The organism is Pseudohalioglobus lutimaris, assembly GCF_002866825.1.
Lineage (GTDB): Bacteria > Pseudomonadota > Gammaproteobacteria > Pseudomonadales > Halieaceae > Halioglobus > Halioglobus lutimaris.
The window spans coordinates 230695-244553 of sequence record NZ_PKUS01000005.1; the positions used below are offsets into that span (position 1 = coordinate 230695).

9 protein-coding genes are annotated in these 13859 nt (G+C 60.0%); 6 read left to right on the forward strand and 3 right to left on the reverse strand.

The features are described 5' to 3' along the window. Window positions 1-25: 25 nt before the first annotated feature. Both C0039_RS06950 and C0039_RS06955 read right to left on the reverse strand, forming a co-directional pair. On the reverse strand, window positions 26-2923 hold the full coding sequence (locus C0039_RS06950; protein WP_101517657.1) for a hypothetical protein: 2898 nt from the start codon (window positions 2921-2923) through the stop codon (window positions 26-28). 87 nt (window positions 2924-3010) lie between these two features. After that, window positions 3011-4561 (reverse strand): peptide MFS transporter, encoded by a 1551-nt coding sequence (locus C0039_RS06955; protein WP_101517658.1) that lies wholly within the window; start codon window positions 4559-4561, stop codon window positions 3011-3013. Window positions 4562-4719: 158 nt separating this feature from the next. Here C0039_RS06955 and C0039_RS06960 point away from each other — a divergent pair, with 158 nt between their 5' ends. The 3 genes from C0039_RS06960 to C0039_RS06970 all read left to right on the forward strand — a co-directional run bounded on the left by C0039_RS06960 (window position 4720) and on the right by C0039_RS06970 (window position 8560). Then, window positions 4720-6417, forward strand: a complete 1698-nt coding sequence (locus tag C0039_RS06960) for a M28 family metallopeptidase (RefSeq protein WP_101517687.1) — start codon at window positions 4720-4722, stop codon at window positions 6415-6417. Further along, a complete protein-coding gene (locus tag C0039_RS06965) occupies window positions 6414-7973 on the forward strand; it encodes an acetolactate synthase large subunit (RefSeq protein ID WP_076001700.1) in 1560 nt (519 codons plus the stop codon). Before C0039_RS06960 ends, C0039_RS06965 begins: the two co-directional genes overlap by 4 nt. A gap of 116 nt (window positions 7974-8089) precedes the next feature. Beyond that, window positions 8090-8560 (forward strand): hypothetical protein, encoded by a 471-nt coding sequence (locus C0039_RS06970; RefSeq protein WP_101517659.1) that lies wholly within the window; start codon window positions 8090-8092, stop codon window positions 8558-8560. A gap of 21 nt (window positions 8561-8581) precedes the next feature. Here the strand turns inward: C0039_RS06970 and C0039_RS06975 are convergent, their stop codons facing one another. Continuing rightward, window positions 8582-9559 carry a tRNA-dihydrouridine synthase gene (locus C0039_RS06975; protein WP_101517660.1) on the reverse strand — a complete coding sequence of 326 codons (978 nt, stop codon included), beginning with the start codon at window positions 9557-9559 and terminating at the stop codon, window positions 8582-8584. Between the two features lie 175 nt (window positions 9560-9734). Here C0039_RS06975 and C0039_RS06980 point away from each other — a divergent pair, with 175 nt between their 5' ends. From C0039_RS06980 to C0039_RS06990, 3 genes are read left to right on the forward strand one after another with little or no spacing between them, the layout of a single operon-like run. Continuing rightward, entirely contained in the window at window positions 9735-9980 is a 246-nt protein-coding gene (locus C0039_RS06980; RefSeq protein ID WP_076001697.1) for an OadG family protein, read from the forward strand. Between the two features lie 41 nt (window positions 9981-10021). Then, window positions 10022-11827 carry a sodium-extruding oxaloacetate decarboxylase subunit alpha gene (oadA, locus tag C0039_RS06985; protein ID WP_101517661.1) on the forward strand — a complete coding sequence of 602 codons (1806 nt, stop codon included), beginning with the start codon at window positions 10022-10024 and terminating at the stop codon, window positions 11825-11827. Window position 11828: 1 nt separating this feature from the next. Beyond that, complete coding sequence (locus C0039_RS06990) at window positions 11829-13133, forward strand: sodium ion-translocating decarboxylase subunit beta (protein WP_076001695.1); 1305 nt, start codon at window positions 11829-11831, stop codon at window positions 13131-13133. The last annotated feature ends 726 nt before the right edge of the window (window positions 13134-13859 follow it).

Sequence of the window (13859 nt, forward strand, 5' to 3'; positions counted from 1 at the left end):
AGTATATCGGATTCTGGCCGTCGCTCTAGCCCTGCCAGGGCAGAAAACTGATCGCCAGGAACAATGCGCCCAGTATGGCACCCACGGCGATGGCAATACCGCTCTTGGCGACAGGATGCCTGCTCTGCAGCAGCTTTACCGCAATCGTTTTGCGGTCCACGCGAACCCCCGCTGTTACCCGTGGTTCAAGTTCTCTCTTTACCTGTTGCTGATGCAAGCCCGGAAACCACTTGTTGCCGGTGAAAATAATGACATCATCAACAACAACGAACGGCCCCCGGTAGTGTATGCGGGGCCCTGTTGCCAGGTGGTACATCTCCCTGTGGTCTGCCAGTACCAGCTGTTCAGCCAGCAGGCCTGCGTGTTCGGGCTCACTGCGCAACATGATCTGCAGGGCCACGGCGAAGCCGGCGAGCGCCGTCGCCGCTGCCATCAATTGCACCAGGGAAACGCCAAGCCCGATCAGTACTATCAGGCAGGCGATGGCGAGTGCAGCCCAGGCAATGTTGCGCTGGCGCCACTGCCGGGTACGATGCGGAGCGCTCTGCAGCCAATGAATGTCCTCGGCCACGTCATCCAGGGGTGGCGCGCCATGGGTGGGCCTGCTGCTGTAGACCAACGCTCGCGTTGACTGCAAATAGGCCCAGGAAAATCCGCCGAGACTGGATAATAGCAGCAGTAGCAGGGTTGCCTGCCACGCCAGGGTCGTCCAGGTAAGTTGGCCTGAAGCCTGGTCAATCAGCTGCGCCAGGGATTCGGACTGCAGCGGTACTTCTGTCTGGCCCAGGCGGCTAAAGCGCAAAACACTTTCTTGCTGGTCGCTGAACAGTAAAACCCGTTCCCCCCAGTTGACCAGTTGTCCCTGTCCCAGAACCGCGCCACGCGGCAGTTCCCGAATGAACGTCCAGTCGCGGTCGAACAGGTATAGCCCTGCGGTTTCGGTATCCGGGTTATGCATATTGACCCACCAGAAGTCGCCATTGCGAATAAAGTCGCCTACGCGAGTTTGCTCTCGCTGCAGTGCAGGTGGAGGCAACAGGAGAATTTCATCCAACTGCTGGCCAAAGGCCTTGTCCTCGTAGCGGAATACGCTGATAGCCGGTGCCTGGGCGCTGTTCATGAACAGCAGGCCCGAGTCCAGGCGCAGGGTCGGTTGCGTGGGCAGTGGTAACTCCAGTTTTGCGCGTAGCTCACCATCGCTGCCCAGTTTGCTCAAACGCTCTTCAGCGGCGATAAACCATTCGCCGGTGAGCGAATTCATTGTGAGGGCCGTCGGCGGAGGGCTGAATTGTGGCTCGGTGACAGGCTGACAACTGCGCTCATCAAGCTTACAGCGCCACATCGCTCTCGGACTGCTGTCTGTGCCCGCAGCGCGGGCGCCAATTAACAAGTCTCCCTGCAGGTCGAAGGCTATTGGCCCGGACAGGTCGCGCAGCGCGAGCGTCTCCGCCCGCAGTGACTCCGTGGGTACGCCCGCCCGGTTGTGAAGCAGTAAGGTATCGCCGGCGAGGATAACCAGGTTGCCGGCTGAACTCGCTGCGATAGCAGATGGTCCCTGTGGCGGGGTTGCGGGGTTCAGGCTCAGGAATCGCCCAAGAAGCATCAGTAGCATCGCCAGCGCGATGCACCCCATCAGGACACCCCTGCGACTCTGCTGTGCAGCGATTGTTGAGCGCTGGCGAATTTCTGTGGTGCTGCGAAAGGGTAGCAGTCGATAGGGGTTGGGCGATCCCGGCGGGTTATTATTGCCACCGCTGCGGACCGTGTCATTCCTCCGCGGCAACTCCAGACGCGATTTGACCCTGGCGGTAGTGCGCTTCAAGCTGGGCGTGCCGGCCAGAGCCCGGGCGCCTGCCTCTATGGCTTTTTCTTCCAGGGCGCTAGTATGCGCTGTCGGCTTGGCCGTGGAAGGGCGCTTGCCCGTTGCTGCGCCTGTACTTTGGCAGGCCGCATCTGGCCTGCGTTGTTGTTGCGCATCCGCCTCGCTTTTTCTGCGCGCGGCTGCTTCAGCTTTTTGCTTTTTTCGTGCAGTTTCTTCGAGTTTGCGCTGCCGCTCTGCCTCGGCTTTTTTACGTGCCGTTTCCTCAGCCTTGCGTTGCTGTTCGGCCTCTGCCTCGGCTTTTTTACGCGCCGTTTCCTCAGCCTTGCGTTGCTGTTCGGCCTCTGCCTCGGCTTTTTTACGTGCCGTTTCCTCGGCCTTGCGTTGCTGTTCGGCTTCTGCCTTGGCTTTTTTACGTGCCGTTTCCTCGGCCTTGCGCTGCCGTTCGGCTTCTGCCTCGGCTTTTTTACGCGCAGTTTCCTCGGCCTTGCGTTGCCGTTCGGCTTCTGCCTCGGCTTTTTTAAGTGCCGTTTCTTCAGCCTTGCGTTGTCGCTCGGCTTCCGCCCTGGCCAGTTTGCGGGCGGTTTCCTCCGCCGCGCGTTTCGTGGCCTGTTCCTTCGCTAGCTGTTCGGCAATGTGCTGTCTTTCCCGTTCAGCGGCAGCTTCCTTGCGCTGTGCTGCTGCGTGTTGCAACTGTGCCAGCGCTTCCCGCTTGCGGCGCTGCTTTTCTGCACCAGAGGTTCTGGAGTCCTGCGCCCCTTGCTTGCGCGTCGGCAAGCGTTTGTCACTTTTCTTCTGTGCCTTGCGCCCGGCTGCATCCTGCGGAGCCCCTGACTGTTGAGTCGTCTCGGTGGATTCCACATCATTTTCCGGTCCCGGCTTGACCAGCTCAGCTTCTAAACCGAGCTGGTTTAGCTTCAGGTAGTACTCGGCGGCGGCCTTGCGCTCCAGGTTGCGACGCAGAATGATGGTTTTACCACTGAAAAACTGCTCCAGTCGTTCGGGGTCCTGGATATCGAATAAGGCGGCAAAACCGGCCCTGGCCTTGTCGGGATCCTTGCCCGGCAAAACCTCGCCCCTGAACGTGAGGTTAAACTTGTTCACCCCGCGCAATTGTCCCCGTGTTGTGGCCTGTGTTTATAGGGCCAATGTACGGTGAACCGTGTTGTTTTGCCAAGCCATCATTGGTGATTAATGCACTCCGTGCATGAGTTTCTTCAGTAATGGCGAGAGCAACAGCAGCAGTACGCCCATGCCCAGGCCGACATAGAGCAGGTCATTAAACAGGCTGCTGTAGCTTTCCAGTGCGGCGCCCACATCGGTGACGCTGCCGTTAACCGTCTCTATCGCTGCTAACTTGGCCAGCTGTACGGCGACGAACTCGGAGTAGGCAGTGGCCAGGAACCATGCGCCCATCATCACCCCGACAACGCGGGGCACGGCGAGCCGAGTCACGGCAGAAAGTCCTACTGGCGACAGACACAGCTCACCGCAGGTATGTAACAGGTAGGCCAGCACCATCCAGTAGCTGGCCACCAGTCCGCTGGCGTCGGGGTTGGCGGCCCCCCACACCAGCGCCCCGAAACCCAGGCCGGCCTGGCCTATGCCCAGCGCAAACTTGACCGGTGTGCCGGGCTCCAGTCCGCGTTTGTTCAGGGCGGTCCACAACCAGGCGAAGAAGGGGGCAAACAGAAATATAAAGAGGGAGTTGAGAGAACCATATTGTGCTGCTGTCAGTTCCATGCCCAGTAAAGTGCGGTCCATCACGCGATCGGCAAACAGGGTCATGGAGCCCGCCGCTTGCTCGAACAAGGCCCAAAACACCACGGTAGACATGGTCAGCACGACGAGGGCGATCATCCGATCCCGTTCAACACTGTCGCACTGGGTGGCGATGAACCAGGTCAACCCGGCAAGCACTGCCACCGATAGCAGGTTGAGCGTCATGCCTACGGCCCCGTGAAATTGCAGCATGCGCCAGGCAACTGCCACGCCGACCAGGGCTCCCAGGTAAATAGTGAGTTCTTTGTTGAGACCGATGGAGCTGCGTTCTTCGAGCAGGGCGGGTTGGTGAGGCTCGGCGTGGTTATGCAGGTGTTTCTGCCCGGAGATAAAGGTGGCCAGACCCACCAGCATGCCTATACCAGCGGCACCGAAACCGTAAGCCCAGCCGTAGGTTTCGCCCAGGTAGCCGCAGAGGAGGGTGGCGGCAAAGGCGCCGATATTGATGCCCATGTAAAAGATGGTGAAGCCGGAGTCGCGCCGGGGGTCGCTCTCAGTGTACAGCCGACCGACAATAGTGGAGATATTCGGCTTGAGAAAACCTACGCCAACGACGATGAGCGCCAGTGAAAAATAGAACACCTGCAGGGCGCCCTCGTCGCGGACTACCTGGCCCTCTATCAAGCGCGCCTGTTCGCCCTCTACCGCCATGCCCAGGTGGCCCAGGACCAGCAGGACCCCGCCAAAAATCACCGCCTTGCGCATTCCCAGGTAACGGTCTGCCAGCAACCCGCCTATTACTGGCATCGCGTAAACCAGCGCGGCATAGCTGCCCAGTACCTCCAGACCGTTACTGTCGCTGAACAGGTGATACTTGGTGAGATAGAGTAGAAGCAGGTACTTCATGCCGTAAAAAGAGAAACGTTCCCACAATTCAGTAGCGAAGCAGACGAACAGGCCGCGGGGGTGGCCAAAGAAGCCCGTATCCTGAGCCGGGTTGTAGGCGGTTGTTATGGTCATTTACCAGTGTCCTTGTTGTTATAAGCGCGAGCCGACTCAAGGGTACAGGTGGTCAGCGCAGGTCGAACATTTGTATTGTTATCAGCGCAGGTCGCTCTGGGCGTGACGCTACGATTGCCAGTATGATAGCGCTCTTTACACACTATTCGGGGTTTTTGATGAAGAAGCTATTTGTGGCAATCGGCGCCGCCGCCGCTATCACCGCCTGTGCCCATGACCCGCAAAATAACACAGGGGCACTGCAGTCCGGCGCGGATGCTATTTCAACGGAACTGCATCGCCATATTGCCGAGTTGGCTTCCGATGCCTACGAGGGCAGGGCACCGGGCACGCCAGGGGAAGAAAAAACCATCGCCTATCTTGTGGAGCAGTTTCAGGCGTTGGGGCTGGAACCGGGGAACCAGGGTGAATGGCTCCAGGATGTTCCGATTACCTCCGTGGTTCCCTCTCACGATGCGGTACTGTCCCTGAGGGGTAGCGACTTCAGCGCCGACCTCGCCTTTGGCGATGACATGATGCTGTTTACCCTGCAGCAGATGGCGTCTACCAGGCTGGATGATTCGCCGCTGGTATTTGCGGGTTATGGCATCAATGCGCCCGAGCGTGGCTGGAACGACTATGCCGATGTGAATGTGACCGGCAAAACCGTGGTGGTCCTGATCAATGATCCGGGCTACGCCACCCAGGACCCGGACGTCTTCAATGGGAATGCCATGACCTACTATGGCCGCTGGACTTATAAATACGAAGAGGCGGCGCGCCAGGGCGCGGCCGGTGTAATCATTGTTCACGAGACCGCGCCGGCGGCTTATGCCTGGGACGTGGTGCGCAGCAGTTGGTCCGCTGGCCAGATCGGCCTTACCGCAGAAAACAGGAATGCCGATCGCGCCGCCGTCCAGGGCTGGATTCCGGTTGAGCAGGCGGAGCGCCTGTTTGCCGCTGCAGGAATGGATTACGCGCAGATGAAAGCAGCAGCTGCCAGGCCTGGCTTTCGCGCACGGCCGCTGGGCGACATCGCTGCGTCGGTCACTTTGAATAACCAGGTCAACAGCATGGTCAGCCGTAACGTCGTTGCCCTGTTGCCTGGGAGCGAGTCGCCAGATGAGGTGGTGATCTATACCGCGCACTGGGACCACCTGGGTGTTCGGCCGAATGAGGGAGACGACGATATATACAATGGTGCCAGCGACAATGCATCGGGCACGGCTGCGTTGTTTTCCCTGGCGCGCATGTTTAAAGATCAGGATACGCCGCCTGAACGCTCTGTGATGTTCCTGGCGGTGACCGCCGAAGAATCCGGCCTGCTGGGCTCAAAGTGGTATGGCGAGAACCCTGTTTTTCCACTGCAAAAAACCGTGGCGAATTTCAATATGGATAATATCGCTGCAGGCCAGCTGGGTCTCACCCGGGATGTAGCGGTGGTGGGGTTTGGCAACAGCGAGTTGGAAAACTACCTGCTGGACGCCGTGCAGGAGCAGGGCCGGGTCGTGGTTCAGGAGCCCTTTCCGGAAAAAGGCTTCTACTACCGCTCCGATCACTTCTCCCTGGCCCGGGTAGGTGTGCCAGCGCTCTACCTCACTCGTTCCACCGACAGTATCGAGCACGGCAAGGAATGGGGCGCGGCCCGTTTGAATCGCTATATACGCGACCATTATCACAAGCCATCGGACGAATACTCCCCGGACTGGGACCTTCGCGGCGCGGTACAGGAGGTGCAGTTGCTGTTCACCATGGGCAATAAACTGGCGAACAACAGCGACTTTCCCCGGTGGAACGACAAAGTAGAGTTCAAGGCAACCCGCGAGGCGACCATGGCCGCCCCCGCGTCGCCGTCAAACACGGAGAACGGACAATGAATGGTGCACAGAGTTTGCTTACCACCCTGACCAACAACGGGATAGAAGTGTGTTTTACCAACCCGGGTACCTCCGAGATGCATTTCGTCGCCGCACTGGATGAAGTGGAGGAAATGCGCTGCGTGCTGTGCCTTTTCGAGGGGGTGCTCAGTGGCGCCGCCGACGGCTATGCGCGTATGAAAGGTAAGCCGGCCTCCACTCTGTTGCACCTTGGCCCCGGTCTGGGCAATGCACTGGCCAACGTCCACAACGCCAGAAAGGGCCATTCACCGATGGTCAATATCGTCGGCGATCACGCGACCTATCACCTGGAATACGATGCGCCACTGACCTCGGATATTGAAGGTATAGCGCGCCCGGTTTCCCATTGGGTACACACATCGAAGTCCTCGGCCGATATTGCCCGCGACGCTGCAGAGGCGGTGCTGCAGGCTGGCATTGGCCAGGTGGCCACGCTGGTGCTGCCCGCTGATGTCTCCTGGGGAGATAACCCCAACGGTGCCGAGGGCCCTGTGCAGGTAGCCGGTCTGGCGGATGTGCCGGCGCAGCGAGTGAGTGAAGCGGCACAGAGACTGCGCTCGAGCAGCAACAGCCTGATTCTTATCGGTGGGCGCGAGGTGACGCGGGAACAGGGGTTGTTATTGGATCGTATTGCCAGCACGACCGGTGCGCAGGCATTGATCGAGGTGCTGCCGGGCAAGGTAGCCCGGGGTGCTGGCACGGCGGTTATCGATCGCCTGGCCTACCTTGCCGAACTGGCGATTGACAGCATCAAGGATGTTGAACAACTGATTCTGGTCGGCGCTTCCGACCCGGTGTCATTCTTCGCTTACCCGGGTGTGCCCAGCGCGATTGCCCCGGATACCTGCGACCGATTTGTCATGGCCGGGCCCAACGATGATATTACTGCAGCGCTGCAGGCCCTGGCCCGCGAATGTGGAGCCGAGGAGGCTGAGCCGCGGGTGCATGCGCTGAATTTGCCTGAGTTGCCGGAAGGCGAGTTGGATGCGGCCAAGGTGGGTATGGCCATCGCCCATTACCTCCCCGAGGACGCGGTGCTGGTGGATGAGGGCATTACCTCGGGCATGATGGTCAATATGTTCACCGCAACTGCACGACCCCATGACCAGCTCAACCAGACCGGTGGCAGTATCGGTTGGGGGCTGCCCGCGGCCCTGGGTGCAGCAATCGCGGTTCCGGATCGCAAGGTGGTCTGCCTGGAAGGGGACGGCAGTGCCATGTACACCATACAAGCGTTGTGGACCATGGCGCGGGAAAATGCCGACGTCACTGTCGTCATATTCAATAACCGCAAGTACTCCATCCTTGAAATGGAGTTTGGCCGCACCGGTGCCCGCGGCGGCGTGCCCGGCCCCAGCGCTGCCAGCACGTTGGATATCGGCAGCCCCGATATGGACTTTGTCTCTATGGCCAGCGGTATGGGCGTACAAGCCAGTCGCGCGACCACTGCCGAAGAGTTCAATGCCCAGTTCGCTGAAGCCATGACGCAACGCGGGCCCCGCCTGATCGACGCGATGGTCCCGACGATCTTCTAGCACAGGCGAAGCTGTCGCCCGCGGCCATGCAACTGGCGCGGGTGGCCATACGCGCAATACGCCGGTTAGGTTCCAATAGCTGATAACAACTCAGCAGCCTGCACCGGAGTCATACTATGAATCTCTTCACCCGTTTGTTCGGCCAGCCCAGCGGTGGCGCACGAGAAATGGACTATGTTGGTGCCCAGCGTATGGTGCTGGACTACGCCCGTTATCTGGAGTGCTCGGCACCCATGCCCGGACAGATCGTAGATGCGGCTCGGCTCCCCCACGCTAAGGCCATGCTGCGTGACGCCCTGCTGTTTTGTATCGGCAATAGCTCCGATCCCCGGCTGGAGGAGCACCTCAAGGCCGGGTACCTTATGCTGTCCGCGTTCCAGAGCGGCGTCGGTGAGCCGGGCAGGGGTCATGACTTTGCCAGTCTGGATCTGAACCAGGACGCTCTGGATGTCGCGCATCAACTGGAAACCGAGGAAGAGAGCTGTGCTGACTGGCGCGCCGTGGCAACCCGGGAACTGGAGCAACTGCGACAGGAACTCTATGAACTGGAGCTTGAAGTGGCGCAGTCCGGGCGACTTACAGCCTAGGGGCACGCTGCCCCAGAGGGCTCAGGCTGCAGCCGGTCGACTGCCATGGTCTGCTATTTCCCGGCTCAGGCCCTCGCCTATATCGTGTGCACCACGCAGGCGTTTGATGCGTTCGAAAAGCACGGCAGCCTGAGGGTAGTACGTACGCAGGTATACCAGCCACTGCTTGATAGGATTGCCGACGTAAGCCGCGTCATAGTGCGTCAAGGTGAGTTCGTAGTAGCGCATTAGCAGGGGCAGCACCTGTGTCCAGGTGAGCGAGGGGACATCCTCTCCAGCATGCGCTGCACGCACCAGGCGCGGCAGGTCTGGCCGGCAGAGCGCGCCCCTGCCCAGCATCAGGTCTTCACAGCTGCTCACCTGTCGGCAGCGCAAGGCATCATCAGTGCTCCAGATTTCCCCGTTTGCTATCAGCGGTATGTCCACGACCTCCCGGGCCCTGGCGATCTCCTCCCAGTAGGCCGGGGGGCGGTAGCCGTGGCGCTTGGTGCGCGCGTGAATGGTGAGTTCGGTTGCGCCCGCTGCGGCTATGCCCTGTACGATCTCCAGAAACTGCTCGTGGTGCTCATAGCCCAGCCTGGTCTTCACGGTAACAGGTACTTCAGCGGGCACCGCTGCGCGCACGGCGGCGGTAATCGCGGCTACACGCTCAGGTTGGCGCAGTATGATGGACCCGCCGTCTGACTTGTTCACTGTCCTGGCCGGGCAGCCAAAGTTCAGGTCGATGCCCGGTGCGCCCAGCTCTGCAGCGCGGGCAGCGTTTTCAGCGAGTACACCGGGCTGGCCGCCAAGTAGTTGCAGGTACACGGGCACACCGGAAACGGTGTTTCCACCGTTGTGCAGTTCCGGGCACAACCGATAGAACACTCTGGGCGGCAACAGGCGTTCACTGACCCGTACAAACTCCGTGACGCAACGATCCAGCCCGCCCAGTGATGTGAGCAGCTCGCGCATGGTGTGGTCGACAACTCCCTCCATGGGGGCAAGTAAAAGGCGCATGTGTCCGGGTTTTTACGGTCATTCAGGGGAAGAAGTCGCGGATTATACGCCAGCTGCCGCAGCAGGCACAGCGACTCCCGCGTACTGGCGATGGCACTAGTTCATCAGCTGCTTTATAGTTGGGTTTTCCCGTGCTGACGGGGCAGGCAGTAACGCGGCTGCAGGTAGGAGTGATATGCAGGGTAACATCATGGCTCAGGGCGTCGAACTCATGATCTACGGTATGGGTACCGTAGTGGTGTTTCTCGCGCTTCTCGTTGTGGCCACCACCGCCATGTCCGCTTTTGTCGGTCGTTTTTTTGCCGAAGTGCAGCAGCTGCCCAGGGTCAGGCCCGTCCCGGCGCGTGCGTTGGAGACGGATGACCCGGAACTGGTCGCCGTCATCAGTGCGGCAATTCACCGGCATCGACAAGAGAAGTAGATTCCGTTCCACCCAGAATATGTGAACACGAGGTTTCACCCATGGTCGATAACAAGCGCCCCCTGGGCATTACCGATGTGGTTTTGCGCGATGCATCGCAGTCGCTGCTGGCCACGCGCGTCAGATTGGAGGATATGCTGCCGATCGCGGCGAAGTTGGACCAGATTGGCTTTTGGTCTTTGGAGTCCTGGGGTGGCGCCACCTTTGATGCCTGTATCCGCTATCTCGGGGAAGATCCCTGGGAGCGCATGCGTGAGTTGAAAAAGGCGATGCCCAATACGCCGCAGCAGATGCTGTTCCGCGGTCAGAATATTCTCGGCTATCGTCACTATGCCGACGACGTGGTGGCAAAGTTTGTGGAGCGCGCCGCCGTCAGCGGTATAGATGTGTTCCGGGTGTTTGATGCCATGAACGACATGCGCAATATAGAGGTCGCTCTGCAGGCGGTGAAGCAGGTGGGCAAGCATGCCCAGGGTACGATCTCCTACACCTTGAGCCCGGTGCATAATATCGACTCCTGGGTAGAGCAGGGCAAGCGCATCGAGGACATGGGTGCAGATTCGATATGCATTAAGGATATGGCCGGTCTGCTGCATCCCTATGACGGGTACGAACTGGTCACTCGCCTGAAAGCCGCCTGTGCCATCCCCATCCAGTTGCATTGCCATGCCACCACTGGCCTGTCCACGACCACAATTCTCAAGTGTGTGGAGGCCGGTATCGACAATGTGGATACCTCCATTTCATCTATGTCCATGACCTACGGTCACTCGCCTACTGAATCGGTGGTGGCGATGCTCGCCGGCACGGACCGGGACACAGGCCTGGACATTGGCAAGTTGGAGGAAGTGGCATCCTATTTTCGTGCCGTGCGCAAGAAGTACGCAAAATTCGAGGGGGCACTGCGCGGCGTGGATTCAAGGATCCTGGTAGCGCAGGTACCCGGAGGCATGCTCACCAATATGGAAAGCCAGCTCAAGGAGCAGGGCGCCGCAGACAAGTTGGACGCAGTGCTGGAAGAGATTCCACGGGTTCGGAAGGACCTGGGGTTTCTCCCCCTGGTCACGCCTACCTCACAGATTGTCGGCACACAATCGGTGATCAATGTGCTGACGGGCGAGCGTTACAAATCGATATCCCGTGAGACCGCGGGCGTGCTCAAGGGCGAATACGGCGCCACACCCGCACCGGTTAGCGAAGACCTGCAGTCGCGAGTGCTGGAAGGCGGCGAGGCTATTACCTGTCGTCCGGCGGACCTGCTGGAGGCGGAGCTGGACCACCTTGCAGATGAGTTGCGCAAGCTGGCCTCAGAGAAGTCCATTACCCTGACGACCGGGGAGGGAGAGATTGACGATGTGCTGACCTATGCGTTGTTCCCGCAGGTTGGTCTCAAGTTCTTGGAAAACCGCGGAAACCCCGGTGCCTTTGAACCGGCACCGGGCGATGAGCCAGCTGCGGTGCCGACTCCTGCGGCTTCCGTGGGCGCTGCGCCTGCAGGCGGACCTGAGGTCTACACGGTGAAAGTGAACGGCAACAGCTACGTCGTGGAGGTCGCCGAGGGAGGCGAGCTTACGGCTATTTCCCCAGCACCGACGGCGGTGCCCGGTGCTGCAGCCGCACCCGCGCCTTCTGCCGGTGAGCCGCTCAAGGCGCCGCTGGCTGGCAATATCATCAGAATAGAGGTGAGCCCCGGTGACGCGGTCGCCGCAGGTGATGTGGTGTTGATCCTTGAAGCCATGAAAATGGAAACGGAAGTGCGCGCCAGCCAGGATGCCAGCATTGTCAGCATTGATGTGAAAGTTGGCGACGCCGTTGCCGTCGGCGACACCCTGGTCACCCTGGGCTGATATGGATAACCTGATTACACTGTGGAGCGCCTCCGGGCTGGCCCAGATGACCTTTGGGCAAGCTTTTATGATGCTCATTGGCCTCGGGCTGCTGTTTCTGGCAATTCGCAAGGGCTTTGAGCCCCTGTTGCTTGTGCCCATAGGTTTCGGCGGTATTCTCGCCAATATCCCGGGGGCCGGTTTGGCCTACTCAGCGGTGGAGAACGCTGTGCAGGGCGCTGACCCGGCTCAGATTGTCGAGTTGACCCGCCTGTTGGGTATCGTCGCTGTCGACAGTAGCAAGGAACTGCTTGCCGCATACGCTGCCGTCGACTCGGCCACGCACCTCGCTATTCACCAGTGGGCACTGGATGCCGGTTTCGGCAATGGCATGCTCTACAATTTTTATACAGTCTCTATCGCCAGTGGTGTTGCACCACTGGTCATATTCATGGGGGTGGGCGCGATGACGGATTTCGGTCCGCTGTTAGCCAACCCGAAGACACTGTTCCTGGGTGCTGCCGCCCAGTTTGGTATATTTGCCACGGTGCTCGGTGCCGTGGGCTTGACCTCTGTAGGGCTGATGGACTTCTCTATCGCCGACGCGGCAGCTATCGGGATTATCGGCGGCGCCGACGGCCCCACCGCGATTTACGTTTCATCCATACTGGCACCTGACCTGCTGGGCGCCATTGCTGTCGCCGCCTATTCCTATATGGCGCTGGTGCCGATGATACAGCCACCTATCATGCGTGCGCTCACTACCGAGGCGGAGCGCAAGATCGAGATGGTGCAGCTCAGGCCGGTTTCACGTCGCGAGAAAATTGTCTTTCCACTGGTACTGCTGATCCTCGTGGCGTTGCTGTTACCCGACGCGGCGCCCCTGTTGGGTATGTTCTGCTTTGGGAATCTGATGAAAGAATGCGGCGTGGTCGACAGGCTCTCTGATACAGCGCAGAACGCCTTGATCAATATCACCACGATATTCCTGGGCCTTTCCGTAGGTTCAAAGTTGGTGGCCGACAAGTTCCTCGACATCAACACACTGGGTATCCTGGGACTGGGCATTGTCGCTTTCGCCATTGGCACCGCTTCCGGTGTGCTCATAGCCAAGCTGATGAACCGCTTCGGCAGTACGCCGCTGAATCCGCTCATCGGCTCTGCCGGAGTTTCTGCCGTGCCCATGGCCGCGCGTGTCAGTAACAAGGTCGGGCTGGAGGCTAATCCGCACAATTTCCTGTTGATGCACGCGATGGGGCCGAATGTCGCCGGTGTGATCGGATCTGCGGTGGCGGCTGGAGTGATGATCAGCCTGGTCGGTGGTTAGCGCAGGCCAAAGGTCTTCGAATTACACTGATAGGTCCCCCTGTTAACTTCAGGAGGTCCTTTGCAAGCGCACTGTTTTGGAAGCCATCAGGCCACGTGTTTAGCGCAGCTGGGTTTTCAGGGGACTTCCGCGAGGACTGTCTGAGGCGTTTATAGGTTGCGTTCAGCAACCTATGCCGAGTTCCGCAGCGGCCTGGAAACCCAGCGGAGCATGTGGCCGCTTACAAAGCAGAGCGCTTGCAAAGGACCGGCTGCGTTTCGCGGCGGCCCGACATTCAGCGGAGCAGCTGTACAGGACCGGCTGCGTTTCGCGGCGGCCCGACATTCAGCGGAGCAGCTGTACAGGACCGGCTGCGTTTCGCGGCGGCCCGACATTCAGCGGAGCAGCTGTACAGGACCGGCTGCGTTTCGCGGCGGCCCGACATTCAGCGGAGCAGCTGTACAGGACCGGCTGCGTTTCGCGGCGGCCCGACATTCAGCGGAGCAGCTGTACAGGACCGGCTGCGTTTCGCGGCGGCCCGACATTCAGCGGAGCAGCTGTACAGGACCGGCTGCGTTTCGCGGCGGCCCGACATTCAGCGGAGCAGCTGTACAGGACCGGCTGCGTTTCGCGGCGGCCCGACATTCAGCGGAGCAGCTGTACAGGACCGGCTGCGTTTCGCGGCGGCCCGACATTCAGCGGAGCAGCTGTACAGGACCGGCTGCGTTTCGCGGCGGCCCGACATTC